The following is a 15,791-nucleotide window of genomic DNA, read 5'->3' on the forward strand; positions in this document are numbered from 1 at the left end:
TTGACACATAAAAAGAGGTTCAGACACAAAAACAGGCTGTGGAGAAGACTTTCTCCACAGCCTGTAAAAAGGTTTCCTTAGAAGGAAACCTTTTTTGTTGAACATATATGGTTGTCAATTCATTTATCTCTTTAATATAAAAAATACCTTATCAATAGAAGTGAATATAGTTCAGTATTCTTCTAAAAATAATAACTTATATACCTAAAACAATGAAAGCCCTACCTCTCTTTCATCCTTACGGCTCCTCGTCCGTGCCAGTGTGAATCAGGATTGCAAAAATCAAGTAACTATTTTATCGAAGTATTCAATTAAACTTCGAACATTCATAAATGAAATTAAAAAATAAAAATGGATTTGATTGTAGTAATAACAATAGGGGTAATGCTCTAAAAGTGGTGTGAAAGAGTTGAATGTCTTTGAAATGATAAATTTTCTATAACTATGTTCCCAAAAAATTCAAGATCTTTTTTGGGATATAATACATTATTTGTAATGAACCTTAACAAAAGCTTTTTATCTGATTTTCTGTGATACCTTCAATTAATCCCAGTTCACTAATCAAAAATTCATATGCGTTATCTAACATCTTCTTTTCGCTTGCATTAAGTGCTTTTTCTTTCTGTATACGCATTAAATCACGCACAACTTCAGCACCTTCTTGCATTTTACCCGTCTTTATTTTATCCGTGTTCAATTTATACCTTTGTTTCCACGTAAGTAATCTATCTGACTCCCCATGTTGAAAAATATCCATTATGTGTACTAATGCGGTTATATCCGTAACTGGTCGTATATTCGAATTCGATATTCTCCCTGCTGGAATCATTAGTTCCATATTACTAGCCGACATTTTTATAACATAATACTGTTGTTTTTCTCCTGAGATTTCCTTCTCTTCTATGGCTTTAATTATACCTGCTCCCTGCATTGGATAAACAATGTTATCGCCAATTTGAAACAAATAATCCACCTCCATATATGGTAACCTTCTCAAGTTTAACATGTTTTTAGTTTTTTAGCAAAATTTTATTTTATCATAAAATTATTTTACACGTCAACACTTCAGAAGCAAGAAATTAATTTTACAGAATACACTATAACAACCCGCAATTTTATTAACGGTTCCACACACATTCTCTTTTAATATAAAAACACATCACTACATTTGAGTAGTAATGTGTTTTTGATAAGGCATAGATAAAGATCTACTCTTCCGTCTATATACTAACCCGCTTACTAATTGTTTCCCTCGCTAAAAGAAAACTCATAATTACTTGCGCAGCTACTCGGCTCGTCATATCCCTAAAATCAAGAGTTGGATCAATCTCTACTATATCCATTCCTTGAACGAGCGGTTCTTTACCAAGGAATTCAATCGCATCAAGTAAAGACATACTGTCCATTCCGCCAGGGCCAATTGCTGGACAACCTGGTGCAAACGCTTGGTCTAGTACATCCATATCAAGAGAAATATAAATAGAAGTCACACCTTGTTTTCTTAATACTTCAATACTTTCCATGATAATATCTTTTATTTCTCGCTCTCGTACGTCTTTCATTGTATACACTGTTACACCATGCTCTATTGCATATTCATGGTACGCACGTGCGTTAGAAAAATTACGAATTCCAATTTGAACAAGTTGTTTTCCTGTAATGATACCATTTTCTAGTAAACTACGGAACGGTGTACCATTTGACGGACCACCATCATCTAAATTACGTAAATCATGATGGGCATCAAATTGAATAATACCGACCTTTCCTTTACTGTTTGCAAATCCTGTTATACTAGGAAAACTAATCGAGTGATCACCACCAAGAACGATTGGTATCATGTTCGGATTTGCTTTCGTAATATGACCAACTGTTTTTGTAATTCTGTTATGACTTTCTTTTATATCCGTTACATGCATCGTAATATCGCCGCAATCATATAAGACGCTTTCTTTCATGTCGTGTTCTTCTGTAATTGCGTACGTACTATATGCATCTAACATCGCACGAATTGTTTTTGGAGCAAAGCTTGCTCCTGAATGACTAATAGATGGTTTAGAAAGGGGTGCTCCAATTAAGGCAGCACCGAATATTTCTACACCTTCCTCCCAATCTTTAATCATCTCACTCCATTTCGTCACTTCACGATCGATAAACTTTGCATTCTTCTTTAAATAGTGGCCGTGCTCCACGATTGTTCACCTCTTATATATGCAATATTACCATTCTTCCATACTGTATTTACATGACTTACGCCGTAATGATACGGTACGTAAGCATAATTATAAGCATCCCATAAAACTAAATCTGCCTTACGACCGACTCTAATTTTCCCAGCTACATCACCACGGTTAATGGCATATGATGAGTTAACCGTTACGGCATTCCAAACCTCTTCTGGTGTCATTTTCAGTTTTAGCATCGCAATGCTCATAATAAGCTGAATATTTTCAGTTGGACAGCTACCTGGGTTAAAGTCTGTAGCTAACGCAACTGCAACACCTTCATCAATCATTTTTCGGCCGCGGGCAAAGCTTTCTTTATTTAAATAGAAAGTTGTTCCCGGTAATAAAGTGGCTACTGTATTAGAGTTTGCAAGCATTTCAATTCCTTTATCAGAAGCGCCAACTAAATGGTCGGCTGATGCTGCACCAATTTCAGCAGCTGCTTCCGCACCACCAAGTGGATCGATTTCATCTGCATGAATTTTCACATCAAAGCCAAGTTCTTTCGCTTTTAATAAAAACTCTTTTGATTCTTCGACAGAGAACACACCTGTTTCGCAGAAAATATCAACGAATTCAGCTAATTGTTTCTCTTTCATTTCTGGCAATAAGTCTAACATCCACTGTAAAAATTCTTTCGATCTACCTTTATACTCTTTAGGAACTGCATGAGCGCCTAAAAATGTGGAAACTAAATCGACTGGATGCTCTTTTTGTAATTGTGCTGTTGCCTCTAATTGTTTCCATTCCGTCTCATCATCTAATCCGTAACCACTCTTTGCTTCTACAGTTGTAACTCCGAAAGATAGCATACGGTCTAAATGGAATTTGGCTTTTTGAACAAGTTCTTCTTTCGACGCCTGTTTCGTTGCATTTACAGTTGAAAGAATACCTCCGCCTTGTTCTAAAATTTCTAAGTACGGAACTCCTTGTAATTTTAGTGCGATTTCATTTTCACGAGATCCACCAAATACAAGGTGAGTATGCGGATCGACAAGACCAGGAGAAACCATTTTCCCGCCGCAATCAATAACTTCTTTCGCCTGAAGTCCTTTCGCTTCTTCCGCTGTTCCAACGAAAGTGATAACACCATTTTCAATTCCAACCACACCATTTTCGATAACAGGAAGCGTGTTCATCGCTTCCCGTCTTAACAAGCCATCTTCTTGATCCATTGTTAGTAATTGACCGATATTTATTAGTAAAGTGTCCAGCATGTTTTCTCCTCCTTATTTCATCATCGGAATGTTAACGCCTTTTTCTTTCGCAGTTTCCACAGCTAAGTCATATCCTGCATCAACGTGACGAACAACACCCATACCAGGATCAGAAGTTAATACGCGCTCAATACGTTTTGCTGCTGCTTCTGTTCCATCTGCAACGATAACCATTCCAGCATGAAGTGAATAACCCATACCAACGCCACCACCATGGTGAACAGATACCCAGCTCGCACCATTTACACTATTAATTAATGCATTTAAAATTGGCCAGTCTGCTACTGCATCACTACCGTCTTTCATCGCTTCTGTTTCACGGTTTGGAGATGCTACTGATCCGCAATCTAAATGATCACGACCAATAACAATCGGTGCTGATAATTCACCATTTGCAACCATTTCATTAATGATGCGACCAAATTTCGCACGCTCACCGTAACCTAACCAACAAATACGTGATGGAAGTCCTTGAAACTCGACTTGCTGACGTGCCATACGAATCCAGTTACATAAATGCTCATTATCAGCAAACTCACGTAAAATTACTTCGTCTGTTTTATAAATATCTTCAGGGTCACCAGAAAGTGCCACCCAGCGGAATGGTCCTTTTCCTTCGCAGAATAATGGACGAATAAATGCTGGAACGAATCCTGGGAAATCGAAAGCATTTTTCAAACCTTCATCGAATGCAACTTGGCGAATGTTATTTCCATAATCAAATGTAATTGCGCCTTTTTCTTGCATCGCAAGCATTGCTTCTACGTGCTTTGTCATACTTTCTTTTGATAATTGTACGTAACGTTCTGGATCTTCTTCACGAAGTTTCGCTGCTTCTTCTAATGTGTAACCTACTGGAATATAACCATTTAATGGATCATGAGCAGATGTTTGGTCCGTAACTAAATCTGGCGTAATATTACGCTTCACTAGTTCTGGTAAAATCTCTGCCGCATTTCCTAACAAGCCAATTGAAATTGGTTCTTTCTTCTCTTTATACTCGTTCGCAACAGTTAATGCTTCTTCTAATGATTCTGTATACATGTCACAATATCTCTTTTCAATACGACGATCGATACTACGCTTATCTACATCAATAGCAATGACAACACCGCCATTCATCGTTACAGCAAGAGGTTGTGCACCACCCATACCACCTAAACCAGCAGTAAGTGTTAATGTACCTTTTAATGAACCATCGAAATGTTGACGAGCTGCTTCACCAAATGTTTCATATGTTCCTTGTAGAATCCCTTGTGTTCCAATGTAAATCCAGCTACCAGCTGTCATTTGTCCGTACATCATAAGACCTTTTTTCTCTAGTTCTCGGAAGTGATCCCAATTCGCCCATTTTGGTACTAAGTTTGAGTTCGCTAACAGAACGCGCGGTGCATCTTCATGTGATTTAAAAACGGCAACTGGTTTTCCTGATTGAACAAGTAACGTTTCATCGCTTTCTAACGTTTTTAATGAATCAACAATTGCATGGTAGCTTTCCCAGTTACGAGCCGCACGGCCAATTCCGCCATATACAACTAGTTCTTCTGGTTTTTCAGCAACTTCAGGATCTAAATTGTTCATTAACATTCGAAGTGCTGCTTCTTGCACCCAACCTTTCGTTTGTAACTCTGTACCTCTTGGCGCGCGAATTGTTTGTTGTACTTTTTCCATTTCAATCTCTCCCTTTTCTCATTTTATAGTGCTGCGTTTACATCTAATCTTTCTTTTATCGAATAATTCGTTTTTAACCAATGTGCAATATTTTCAATATCCGTTGAGAATATGCGGTCATTTGTAATAGAAGGTACTTGCTGACGCCCTTGATGGTAGAAGCTCTTCGTCACTGTACTCATATTTTCAATTCCGCGATATTCTGCCGCTTGCATCGCACAAATCATCTCAATTGAAAGAACACGTCTTGCATTTTGAATAATTTGATGTGCATGGCGTGAAGCAATTGTTCCCATACTTACATGATCTTCTTGGTTAGCTGACGACGGGATTGAATCTACACTCGCTGGATGTGCTAACGTTTTATTTTCAGAAACAAGTGATGCTGCTGCATACTGCATAATCATTGCACCAGACTGAAGTCCTGGTTCTGGACTTAAAAATGGAGGTAAATCATTTAATTGCGGATTTACTAAACGCTCAATACGACGCTCTGAAATATTTGCAAGTTCTGCCATCCCTACTTTTAAGAAGTCCATCGCAAATGCAATTGGTTGACCGTGGAAGTTACCACCTGAAATTACTTTTTCTCCGCCATCAAAAATAAGTGGGTTATCTGTCGCTGCATTCATTTCAATTTCCAACTTTTCTTTCACATAATTTAAAACTTGCCAAGAAGCACCGTGTACTTGCGGGATACAACGAAGTGAATAGGCATCCTGTACACGTAGTTCTCCTTGTTTTGTCGTTAACTTACTATCATGAAGGATGTCACGAATTCTGCTCGCTACTTCCACTTGCTCTTTATAACCACGTGCTTTATGAACATTTTCATCAAATGCATCAATAATGCCTTGTAACCCTTCCATTGTCATCGAAGCAATTAATTCAGCTTGATACGCCGTTGCTTCTGCTTCTATATAAGAAAGAACTCCTTGTGCTGTCATCGCCTGCGTACCATTGATTAATGCAAGCCCTTCTTTTGCTTCAAGTTCAATCGGCTCAAGACCTTCTTCTGTAAGAGCAACCATTGCGTGGACTCTTTTCCCTTTATAGAACACTTCACCTTCACCTAATAATACGAGCGCAAGATGAGATAAAGGCGCTAAATCTCCACTCGCACCAAGTGAACCTTGTTGCGGAACGACTGGATGAATTTTGCGATTTACAAATTCAAGAAGCATATTTACAACAAGCGGCCTTACGCCTGATACTCCTTTAAGCATCGTGTTCGCTCGTAAAATTAACATACCGCGTGATACTTCTTCAGGGAATGGATCGCCTATCCCGCATGCATGTGACTGAATTAAATTGTGTTGAAGTGCCTTTACATCATCTTTTTGAATAAGCACGTCACTAAACTTTCCAAATCCAGTTGTAATACCGTAAACGACTTTTCCATCCTCTACAATTTTCTCAACTACTTCGCGGCACTCTGCCACCTTTTGCATACTAGTTGGACAAGCTGTTACACCTTCCCCTTCCAGTAATAACCTCTTCATTTCTTCAACTGTCAATGTATGTCCTGTTAACGTAATCATCATTTTTCCTCCTTAAAAAGGCAAAAGGGGACCTTATCTTTTTAAGACAGACTTTTGTCCTAAAAAAGTAAGGCCCCCTTCTAACTAATAGACTATGGGCAAATCATATGTGATTAATTCCTAAACCAATCGCCTCATGCTCAGATCCTTTTACAGGTGCACCAATCGTTCCATAAAGCGCAACAGCAACCCATTCGCCTTCTTTTTTTCCGTCGTATGGTGTACCGCGCACAATCGCAAAACGAAGTCCTACTGTACGAAGAACGTCTGCTAACTGAATTTGACCTCTCGTCACTCCGTACAAAGCTTCCATAATTGCATGATAAAGTGCATGTGTTTCTCTGTAAACGTCTGTTTCAATAACTTGGTTGCTTTTAGCCGCTGTTTCCATTGCTGCGACAACCTTTTGCGAATTCATCGAACCCACTTTCCCCGTACAATACTTCCAACCTTTTGGAATGGATAATACAGGACTTTCATTCTCATCCGCAAGTGCCAACAGCATGGCCATACGACCAATTCGATGTGTTCCTTGAAGAAGCATGTGACTCTCTCATTTCTTTTGAATTATTTGAATATTACTTAATTTAAGAATATATGAAAACGGTTAAATCGTCAATAGTTTAAACTCACATTCAAACATTTTTTTAATCTCCTCCATTTGTGTACACAAATGATTTACACAAATTTTTCAGGCGTGCTATAGTCTCACTAACAGATACAAAGGGGCGAGATTTCAATGACGAAGCGAAAAGATATTCATTTTCGAATTGAAGAAAAATTACTTGAAAGGTTTGAATCAGCACTCCATTACGAAGGTTTAAAGAAAACGGATGTATTAACACATGCGATCCAACAATTTTGTACGAAAGTGGAATATGAAAAAATGAATGATGTAAAAAGGCAATATAGCGTCAGTAACAATTTACAAACACGTATCGATACGCATAAACATTACGAAGAAAAACAAGTGAATTTAGATGAAATCGTTATTGAACATTTACAACTTCAAGGGGAAGAAAGCATATTAGAGGTTGGGTGCGCTAGCGGAAAATTCCTTTCCCTTTTACAAACAAATGGTCATAAAGGCCCATTAACCGGGTTGGATCAATCCGAAGCTATGCTTGCTGAAGCTGCTAAGACGAATAAATTAATAGAATGGAAACGAGGGGATGCTGGTAAACTCCCTTTCGAAACAAATTATTATGACCTAATAATCGCAAGACATATGTTATATCACATGAAAGATGTTGAAAAAACAATTCAAGGATTCCATAAAGTAATTCGTCCCAGTGGCTCACTTTTAGCTACAACAAATTCTAGCGTTACATTACCTCGTATAGTTGAAATGTGTAACCGCATGTTAGACGCATTTGATTTACCGAAAACAACATCATCAGTCACTCCATTTTGTTTAGAAAATGGTAAAGAGATATTACAATCCGTTTTTCCAACGGTTGGAGAAACAGTTATTCATAATGCGCTCGTTTTTCATCATGCTACCCCAATAGTAAACTATATTTCTAGCATGTTTCCGTCGCTAAATATACCTGATAATACATATCTTCACACGGAAATGAAGGAATGGCTAAAAGAAGAAGTAGAAAATGAATTATCACTTCATAACGGTGTATGGCGCGATCCGAAAACGTTAGCAATTTATCGATGTCAAAAATAAACAGCTAGCATTCGCTAGCTGTTTCACGTTTTCTCATAACAAATTCTCCATCATTACATTACCCTTACCACCATAAAAGTTTGTATTATGTTCGTTCGCTACTCCAAAATAAGAGGCAACCGCTATTCCGAATGGCACAAAAGCATGCCCCTGTGCTGTAATAATATTTGAGTGTTGCACAACTTCTTTATACACAAAATTTTCTACTGGAAAACAATCAAGCTTTTGATAATCTATGGTCACTGTATACGAGATTTCTTTGAATAAGCCTGCTTTTGCTAGCGCATACGGTCCAGCACAAATAGCAGCTACTAATTTTTCTTGCTCGTGAAATTGACGGATGACTGAAAAGAGTCCTTCCGCATCCTTCATATGTATCGCATCTCCGCCTGGAATAATAATCCCCTCATATTCTTCTACACGCACTTCCCTTAATTCTATATGTGGTTGCACTTGCAAACCTGTTTCACTTATAATCAATTCTTTTGTTACACTCGCTGTAATGATTTCAAATTTATTTTTCAGCAATGCTGTAGCTACCGTTATTTCAAACTCTGCAAATGTTGGGTATACAAATAAAAGTATTTTTTTCATAGCCCTCTCTCCTTTAACCAGTCCATAAAATATACCTCTAGATCGTCCACTGTTAATCTATTCGTGTCCACATAAGTTACCGGAAATTGTTTATACCAGTCTTTTTCAGTTTCTACTAATTGAAATTGCTCCTCAAACGTACTTCTGTTTCTTGTTCTATCATTATTTTTTCTATCATATACATTCTTCTTCGTAACATCTAAGTAAAAAATCGCATCCGAACGGCATTCTCTTAATTTATATAATTCACCTTTCAATTCAGCTTCTATATCCCACTCTTCCCCTATAATCGTTGGATAAAAGAGTGTAAAAAACTCAATGTCTTCTGGTCCGCGATCAAAAATTTCGACTGAATCTTTCACATTTTGAAACTCCTTTATTTTTGCTTCCATAAACATTTTTTGATTCATAATAAACCCTACTTTTGAATTCATATCTAAATTCAATTTTTTTCGCTTCTCTACAATTGGATATGGATTTTCATATATAACTTGAAACCCTCTCTTTTCTAACCTTTTTGCTAATGTTGTTTTTCCGCTAGCCATCGGCCCTTGTAGTGAAATTACGTATGCCACGCCTCTCATTCCCTTACACTTTAGTACATCTATAATATACAGAATCTTGAAAACTCTCAACATTATATATATCATCTTGTTTCTTATTCTTATCTAACTTATAATGAAAAATAGAGATTATGACGGACGCATCAATAATGTAAGCTTGGAAATCCAAGCTTACATTATTTTTTGCTTTCCCTTTTCTAATAAAAAGAGTATACTAGATTAGAACGTATGTTCTTAATGATTACATACAGTAAGGAGATAGAACAATGGTATACGACACAAAAGCAATTTCTTGGAATGAGTCTTTAAAACAACTTCAACGCCGCTATACAAACAAACAAGTTGACCGAAAAGAATTTGAGGATATTGAACTGATGGAATTCTTCCGCGATAACGACTACATTTCTTTACCTACACATATAAGCGGCCTATCAAAAACACGTTTTACTTCTTACTCTATTTTCACAACTGAAGATAAAGATCGTAAAGTTGGCACACTTATTATTGAGTATGTTGAAGACGATAATAATAATTTATGTGTTGAACAACTATACTTCGTTTAAACTATAACGCTTGGTCAAAATGACCAAGCGTTCTTGCTTTCTATGAATCTCACTGTATATAATATGAATAAAAGAAAACCGCTATCATTAAGGGGGGATATGCTTGCTCGAAGGATGGTTCAGTTGGTTCATTGTATTATGGACGGTTATTTTATTAGGGCTTATGTCTATCGGTGGATACTTTATGTTCAGAAAATTTTTAAAACGATTACCAAAAGAAGACGGCATGTCCATTTTGGATTGGGAAGAACACTACATAAATAAAACGAGACATTTATGGGCTGACGAACAAAAACAATTGTTAGAAGAGCTTGTAAGTCCTGTTCCAGAACTATTTCGCGATGTTGCAAAATCAAAGATCGCTGGAAAAATCGGGGAACTTGCATTACAAGAAAATGCCTCTCAAATTACACAAGACTTAATTATTAAAGGATATATCATTGCCACACCAAAGCGTGATCATAAATTTTTAATTAAAAAACTACAAGAAAAAAAGATTGATTATTCTAACTATCGATCTTTACTCGCAAAGTAACTTCATATTATTTTCGATAAAAAAGACAGCGCCTTTGACGCTGTCTTTTTATTTGGTACATATACAGTTTTTAAGTTAGCTTCATATCTTTTTCATTATAAAAACCATCTTCTTTTTCCATTTCCTTCTGTAATTTCGTAAAGGAACGGTACATTGCAATTCTCCATGACACAATCATCGCAAACGCAAGTAAGAAGAACATGCCACTAAGTTGTCCTAAATCAAGAGATTGGCTTAAGTATGTTTTAAATACAATCCGCACTACAAGTAATCCAATTAATATAAAAACAAAGGCTTTTGAACGCTTCAAATAAATCTCTTGTCCTCTAATTTCAAATTTAGATGTTTTAATAAGAAAAATAGAGAAAATCAAACCGACACCAATTGCTTCTAACATTTCTGCTGGGGTTAATCGAAATTCAGGAAAAACATACATCAATGCGCCCGTGCTCATAAAAAATGGCGGAAGTATAATTTTTTTCAATGTTGCAGGTTTCTTAGCTGCTTTTAAACGAATAAACATCGCACCGACAGCCATACAAACAGCAACGATACTTGATAAAAGAACTATGTTCATATTTTCTCATCCTTTTTTGTGGCTATATGCAAAATATACTTTCATTATATGCTTTTCCGTTAGTATTTCCAACATTTTCGCAGAATAATACTAAAAACCGGTAAAACCACCAAATAAACTTGAGAAATATACGATAATTTTCGTCATCCAGTTAAAGTATAGGAAAACACCCATAACAATCATAATATATCCTCCGACTTTCATGAAGGCCATACTATTTCTTTTAATCCAAGACATTTTCGTAATAAAGAATGACAGTACGAAAAACGGGATAGCAAATCCAAGTATGTAAGCAATCATGTAAATCATTGCTGATTCTGGGTTTGTTGCTGCTAATCCAATTACGGACACTAGAATTGGTCCGGTACATGGCGTCCACCCTGCTGCAAAAGCTAATCCAATTAGTACTGATCCAAAATAGCCACTTGGACGATTTTTAAATGTAAATTTACGGTCTTGCATTAAAAATTTCGGCTTAAACACCCCGACAATAATTAAGCCGAACACGATGATAAAGATACCACCTAACTGTCTGATTAAATCTTTATAGTCAGTAAAGATTCCTCCAATAAAACTTGTACCAAATCCAATTGCAATAAATATAATTGAAAATCCAAGTAAGAAAAACGCTGTATGTATCATACTTCTTTTGCGAAGCATTGCATTTTCTTCTTTCAATTCAGAAACCGACATACCTGTTATGTACGATAAAAATGCCGGATAAAGCGGTAAGCAACATGGGGAAATAAATGATAAGAACCCGGCGCCAAACGCTAAAAAAATACTAATATCTTGCATCATTCCACTCCTCTCCCTAAATATTGTAACAAAAACACATAAAAATACTATGAACAATTCGTGAAATCACTTTTACAACGTGGCAATAAGAAAAACCGCACTTCCTCACAGTTTCTAATAAAACGTTTTCATTTCCTTCTATTATATAGAAAAAACTCAAATGGATTATGAAACTCCTTTAATTGTTATTACCATAACAAAGGTAACATAGTTTCTCAAATAATTAGCACGCTACTAGTACGTCTATATACATATTGGTTTAAAAAATATTTTTTTCAAATGCTGTCTCTATACAATGCAAAGTTGATTTTATAATACTTCTACTATTAATAATTTCAAGATTATGCATAAATATCATACTTTTATTATTATTCTATAAAATGTCATACTTTTCTTTCATTTGACCCTTTATTTCTAATTTTGTATACTTCCCTCTAGTTATATATTTTCGATACGGAACAACTTCATATAGATGGGAGGAATTTTTCATGCTTCGTTATTCTCTTTTAGTTTTATTAGGAGCGTGTAGTTATGGAATTTTAGCTATTTTTGTTAAGCTTGCATATGCAGAAGGATTTTCACTTGGAGAGGTAATTGGCAGCCAATATTTGTTCGGTTGGATTATTTTGCTTGCTATTACACTTCTATTTTCTAGACATCGCGTTCCTTTAAAGCAAGCATTACTTTTATTCGTTGCAGGAACATCTGCAAGTTTTACCGGAATTTTTTATTATGCTTCATTAAAAACTGTACCAGCTTCTATTGCAATTATTCTTTTATTCCAATTCGTTTGGGTCGGAATTATCATTGAAGCAGTCGCAACAAAAGCATTACCTTCAAGAGAAAAAGTTATTTCTGTTATTTTCTTACTTGTAGGGACATTTTTATCAAGTGGTTTACTTGAACAATCAGCAGGTGCTTTCGATACGACTGGGATTATTTTAGGTTTATTATCTGCTGTTACATTCGCAACATACATTTTCGTAAGCGGAAAAGTTGCTGTTGAAGTACCTTCATTACCGCGCGGTGTTCTCTTAATGACTGGTGCCTTAACTTTAGTCATGATTGTATTCCCACCAACATTTATTTTTAATGGTGCCATTTCTCAAGGTCTTTGGAAATACGGTTTAGGATTAGGAACATTTAGTATCGTAATTCCATCTATTGCCTTTACAATCGGTATTCCAAAAATCGGTTCTGGCTTAGCAACTATTCTTGGTGCAGCGGAACTACCAGTTACAACAATTATGTCAGTATTCGTTTTAAAAGAGGCTGTACTATCTTCACAATGGTTCGGTGTATCACTTATTTTAATCGGGATTGCAATCCCGCAAATTGCATACGCAATGCGTGGACGTTATCGTAAACATCATACGCATAAAAAAGTCGCAGCATGAACGAGAGAGGATTTTCATTTGAAAATCCTCTCTTTTATTGTTGTATACTTATGGTAAAGATTTTGCTGAAGAAAGAAGGCATACTACATGGTATCTATTTCAAATCAACTAAAAGAAAAACTTATTTCCATCCGTCGACATTTACATGAGTATCCAGAACTATCATATGAAGAGTTCGAAACAACAAAAGCCATAAAAAATTGGTTAGAAGAAAAAAACATTACTATCATTGATTCCAATTTAGAAACAGGAATTATCGCTGAAGTGTCTGGTAATAAAAACGGACCAATTGTAGCAGTTCGTGCTGATATTGATGCCCTTCCTATTCAAGAAGAAACACATTTGTCCTATGCATCTAAAGTACGAGGGAAAATGCATGCTTGTGGACACGATTTTCATACAGCTGCTATTTTAGGTACTGCTTTCTTATTAAAAGAAAGAGAATCTTCCCTAAATGGAACGGTTCGCTTCATATTCCAACCAGCTGAAGAAAGTAGTAATGGCGCTTGCAAAGTTATTGATGCTGGACATTTACGTAATGTGCAAGCGATTTTCGGCATGCATAATAAACCTGATTTACCAGTAGGTACAATTGGCATTAAAGATGGTCCACTGATGGCCGGAGTTGATCGATTTGAAATTGAAATTCACGGGGTTGGTACACACGCGGCTGTACCAGATGCTGGCGTAGATCCTATTGTCGCATCCTCTCAAATTGTGATGGCACTGCAAACAATTGTAAGCCGAAATATAAGTTCATCTCATAATGCGGTTGTTAGTGTTACAAATATTCATGCAGGAAATACGTGGAACGTGATTCCTGAAAAAGCTACGTTAGAAGGAACGATTCGCACGTTCCAAGCTGAAACACGTGAAAAGATTCCAGCACTCATGGAGCGTATTATTAAAGGTGTATCTGATGCATTAGGTGTAAAAACGGAATTCCGTTTTTTTTCAGGTCCTCCTGCTGTTCACAACGATAAAGCTCTTACAGACTTATCTACTCAAGTTGCCACAAAGATGAATCTTAATATCATCTCGCCTAGTCCGTCAATGGCTGGAGAAGATTTTTCATTTTACCAACAGGAAATATCAGGTTCATTCGTCTTTATGGGAACGAGCGGTACACATGAATGGCATCATCCTGCTTTTACAATTAATGAAGAGGCACTGCCTATAAGTGCAGAATACTTTGCTTTACTAGCCGAAAGAGCACTTAAACAATTCTCATAAAAAAAGCCGTTCAAAGTGAAGTGACCCCCGAAAGTTAGACAGGTCGTTTCATTAGGCAGCCTCTAGGGTATGAGCCCGGTATTGTACTGGGCTCATACCCTTTAATTTTGCCTTAATTCTTTTATGATTATAGTATTCTATATACTTTGCTAATTCTTGTTTGAAATGTGTTATACTTTCAAATTCTTTTCGATACAGAAATTCCGATTTCATGATACCGAAGAAATTTTCAATAACGGCATTGTCATAACAGTTTCCTTTGCGAGACATACTTTGAGTTATGCCACAATTCTTAAGAGAATGACGGTATTGTTTCATTTGATAGTGCCAACCTTGATCAGAGTGAATGAGGAGTTTATCCGGATCGGTTACACAATAAAGAGCTTGTTCCAACATCGCTGAAACAAGGGAATAGGTCGGTCTTGAACCAATTGTATACGTGATAATTTCATAAGGCGATACACTTTTTTATGATTTACTTTGTGTCCACGATTCATAAGTTCATCACGAATACGACGATAACCATAACACCCATCGTGTTCATTATAAATAGCTTGAATCCGTTCTTTTACCTCCGCATTTGGATCAGGACGATTAAAACGTTTCATCCAGTAATAGTACGTACTACGTGGAATGTTTGCGAGTTGAAGTAACTCCTTGATAGGAAATTCATGCCTTAACTCGTAGATTACTTGCGCTTTGTCTTGTTTGGTGATTTTTCTTTGTTTTGAACTAAGGCATTCAACTTTTTTAAATATGCATTTTCCATACGTAAACGCTCATTTTCCGCTTGTAAGGCTTCGATTGATCCTTCATCTACTGGTTTTATTTTTTTATCTTTCATGGTTGGACGCCCCTTTTTCTTTGATTGTAGGGCATCCAATCCTCCTGTTTCATAAGCTATTTTCCATTTCCGAAGTGTTTCATAAGACGGTATATTGAAAAGTGCCGCTGTTTCTCTGATAGATGTCCCGTGTTCATTCATATAATAAAGTACATCTAGTTTATACTGGGCTGGGTAGAATGTATAGCACTTTTCAAAGGCCTTTTCACCTGAAGACTCATATCGTCTAATCCACTCACGAAGTACGCTAGGGTTAACTCCTATAGATTTAGCAATTGTTTTTCCACTTTCTGTACCATCTAAATATCGTTTCACCGCTTGGATTTTTTCTTTTGAAGAAAATTTAGCCATAAAA

General features: G+C 36.5%; 16 protein-coding genes and 1 pseudogene. 5 read left to right on the forward strand and 12 right to left on the reverse strand.

Annotation, left to right across the window (positions count from 1 at the left end):
* Nucleotides 1-502: 502 nt before the first annotated feature.
* The 6 genes from MHI26_RS18575 to hutP all read right to left on the reverse strand — a co-directional run bounded on the left by MHI26_RS18575 (nt 503) and on the right by hutP (nt 7,198).
* Entirely contained in the window at nt 503-964 is a 462-nt protein-coding gene (locus tag MHI26_RS18575; RefSeq protein WP_170264802.1) for a CarD family transcriptional regulator, read from the reverse strand.
* A 256-nt stretch (nt 965-1,220) separates the two neighbouring features.
* On the reverse strand, nt 1,221-2,192 hold the full coding sequence (gene hutG, locus MHI26_RS18580) for a formimidoylglutamase (protein WP_061667846.1): 972 nt from the start codon (nt 2,190-2,192) through the stop codon (nt 1,221-1,223).
* Nucleotides 2,171-3,442, reverse strand: coding sequence for an imidazolonepropionase (hutI, locus tag MHI26_RS18585; RefSeq protein ID WP_000887558.1), 1,272 nt, complete (start codon nt 3,440-3,442; stop codon nt 2,171-2,173). The genes hutG and hutI overlap by 22 nt, the downstream gene beginning before the upstream one ends.
* 12 nt (nt 3,443-3,454) lie before the next feature.
* Entirely contained in the window at nt 3,455-5,113 is a 1,659-nt protein-coding gene (gene hutU, locus MHI26_RS18590; protein WP_000416935.1) for a urocanate hydratase, read from the reverse strand.
* A 23-nt stretch (nt 5,114-5,136) separates the two neighbouring features.
* Entirely contained in the window at nt 5,137-6,654 is a 1,518-nt protein-coding gene (gene hutH, locus MHI26_RS18595; protein ID WP_000631877.1) for a histidine ammonia-lyase, read from the reverse strand.
* Between the two features lie 103 nt (nt 6,655-6,757).
* On the reverse strand, nt 6,758-7,198 hold the full coding sequence (gene hutP / locus MHI26_RS18600; RefSeq protein WP_000926516.1) for a hut operon transcriptional regulator HutP: 441 nt from the start codon (nt 7,196-7,198) through the stop codon (nt 6,758-6,760).
* A 195-nt stretch (nt 7,199-7,393) separates the two neighbouring features.
* Here hutP and MHI26_RS18605 point away from each other — a divergent pair, with 195 nt between their 5' ends.
* Nucleotides 7,394-8,332: a class I SAM-dependent methyltransferase gene (locus MHI26_RS18605; protein WP_061667845.1), complete on the forward strand. Its 939-nt coding sequence runs from the start codon at nt 7,394-7,396 to the stop codon at nt 8,330-8,332.
* A 33-nt stretch (nt 8,333-8,365) separates the two neighbouring features.
* Here the strand turns inward: MHI26_RS18605 and MHI26_RS18610 are convergent, their stop codons facing one another.
* The gene (locus MHI26_RS18610; protein WP_061667844.1) at nt 8,366-8,926 is read right to left on the reverse strand and encodes a DJ-1/PfpI family protein; all 561 of its coding nucleotides are present in this window, start codon (nt 8,924-8,926) and stop codon (nt 8,366-8,368) included.
* Nucleotides 8,923-9,510, reverse strand: a complete 588-nt coding sequence (locus MHI26_RS18615; protein ID WP_042972608.1) for an AAA family ATPase — start codon at nt 9,508-9,510, stop codon at nt 8,923-8,925. The genes MHI26_RS18610 and MHI26_RS18615 overlap by 4 nt, the downstream gene beginning before the upstream one ends.
* A gap of 245 nt (nt 9,511-9,755) precedes the next feature.
* Between MHI26_RS18615 and MHI26_RS18620 the strand changes: the two genes are divergently transcribed.
* Together MHI26_RS18620 and MHI26_RS18625 are read left to right on the forward strand one after the other, a co-directional pair.
* The gene (locus tag MHI26_RS18620) at nt 9,756-10,052 is read left to right on the forward strand and encodes a hypothetical protein (protein WP_000262400.1); all 297 of its coding nucleotides are present in this window, start codon (nt 9,756-9,758) and stop codon (nt 10,050-10,052) included.
* A gap of 103 nt (nt 10,053-10,155) precedes the next feature.
* Nucleotides 10,156-10,587 (forward strand): DUF2621 domain-containing protein, encoded by a 432-nt coding sequence (locus MHI26_RS18625; protein ID WP_000889373.1) that lies wholly within the window; start codon nt 10,156-10,158, stop codon nt 10,585-10,587.
* Nucleotides 10,588-10,657: 70 nt separating this feature from the next.
* On the opposite strand, the gene MHI26_RS18630 is transcribed toward MHI26_RS18625, so the two are convergent.
* The 3 genes from MHI26_RS18630 to MHI26_RS18640 form a co-directional block, all read right to left on the reverse strand.
* The gene (locus MHI26_RS18630; protein ID WP_001028440.1) at nt 10,658-11,164 is read right to left on the reverse strand and encodes a CcdC family protein; all 507 of its coding nucleotides are present in this window, start codon (nt 11,162-11,164) and stop codon (nt 10,658-10,660) included.
* 90 nt (nt 11,165-11,254) lie between these two features.
* Entirely contained in the window at nt 11,255-11,962 is a 708-nt protein-coding gene (gene ccdA, locus MHI26_RS18635; protein ID WP_001152676.1) for a cytochrome c-type biogenesis protein CcdA, read from the reverse strand.
* A 16-nt stretch (nt 11,963-11,978) separates the two neighbouring features.
* On the reverse strand, nt 11,979-12,128 hold the full coding sequence (locus tag MHI26_RS18640) for a peptidase T (protein ID WP_080546855.1): 150 nt from the start codon (nt 12,126-12,128) through the stop codon (nt 11,979-11,981).
* Nucleotides 12,129-12,450: 322 nt separating this feature from the next.
* Between MHI26_RS18640 and MHI26_RS18645 the strand changes: the two genes are divergently transcribed.
* Both MHI26_RS18645 and MHI26_RS18650 read left to right on the forward strand, forming a co-directional pair.
* Complete coding sequence (locus MHI26_RS18645) at nt 12,451-13,359, forward strand: EamA family transporter (protein ID WP_000947037.1); 909 nt, start codon at nt 12,451-12,453, stop codon at nt 13,357-13,359.
* 87 nt (nt 13,360-13,446) lie between these two features.
* Nucleotides 13,447-14,592, forward strand: a complete 1,146-nt coding sequence (locus tag MHI26_RS18650; RefSeq protein WP_061667843.1) for a M20 peptidase aminoacylase family protein — start codon at nt 13,447-13,449, stop codon at nt 14,590-14,592.
* Between the two features lie 51 nt (nt 14,593-14,643).
* Here the strand turns inward: MHI26_RS18650 and MHI26_RS18655 are convergent.
* Nucleotides 14,644-15,787 (reverse strand): annotated as a pseudogene (locus MHI26_RS18655) (IS3 family transposase).
* Between the last annotated feature and the right edge of the window lie 4 nt (nt 15,788-15,791).

This window comes from Bacillus sp. FSL K6-1218, assembly GCF_038006445.1.
Classification (GTDB): domain Bacteria; phylum Bacillota; class Bacilli; order Bacillales; family Bacillaceae_G; genus Bacillus_A; species Bacillus_A thuringiensis_S.

Coding starts and splice junctions, on each gene's coding strand:
- hutI (WP_000887558.1), bottom strand. CDS start 3,442: ATGCTGGACACTTTACTAATAAATATCGGTCAATTACTAACAATGGAT.
- hutU (WP_000416935.1), bottom strand. CDS start 5,113: ATGGAAAAAGTACAACAAACAATTCGCGCGCCAAGAGGTACAGAGTTA.
- hutH (WP_000631877.1), bottom strand. CDS start 6,654: ATGATTACGTTAACAGGACATACATTGACAGTTGAAGAAATGAAGAGG.
- hutP (WP_000926516.1), bottom strand. CDS start 7,198: ATGCTTCTTCAAGGAACACATCGAATTGGTCGTATGGCCATGCTGTTG.
- MHI26_RS18605 (WP_061667845.1), top strand. CDS start 7,394: ATGACGAAGCGAAAAGATATTCATTTTCGAATTGAAGAAAAATTACTT.
- MHI26_RS18610 (WP_061667844.1), bottom strand. CDS start 8,926: ATGAAAAAAATACTTTTATTTGTATACCCAACATTTGCAGAGTTTGAA.
- MHI26_RS18615 (WP_042972608.1), bottom strand. CDS start 9,510: ATGAGAGGCGTGGCATACGTAATTTCACTACAAGGGCCGATGGCTAGC.
- MHI26_RS18620 (WP_000262400.1), top strand. CDS start 9,756: ATGGTATACGACACAAAAGCAATTTCTTGGAATGAGTCTTTAAAACAA.
- MHI26_RS18630 (WP_001028440.1), bottom strand. CDS start 11,164: ATGAACATAGTTCTTTTATCAAGTATCGTTGCTGTTTGTATGGCTGTC.
- ccdA (WP_001152676.1), bottom strand. CDS start 11,962: ATGCAAGATATTAGTATTTTTTTAGCGTTTGGCGCCGGGTTCTTATCA.
- MHI26_RS18645 (WP_000947037.1), top strand. CDS start 12,451: ATGCTTCGTTATTCTCTTTTAGTTTTATTAGGAGCGTGTAGTTATGGA.
- MHI26_RS18650 (WP_061667843.1), top strand. CDS start 13,447: ATGGTATCTATTTCAAATCAACTAAAAGAAAAACTTATTTCCATCCGT.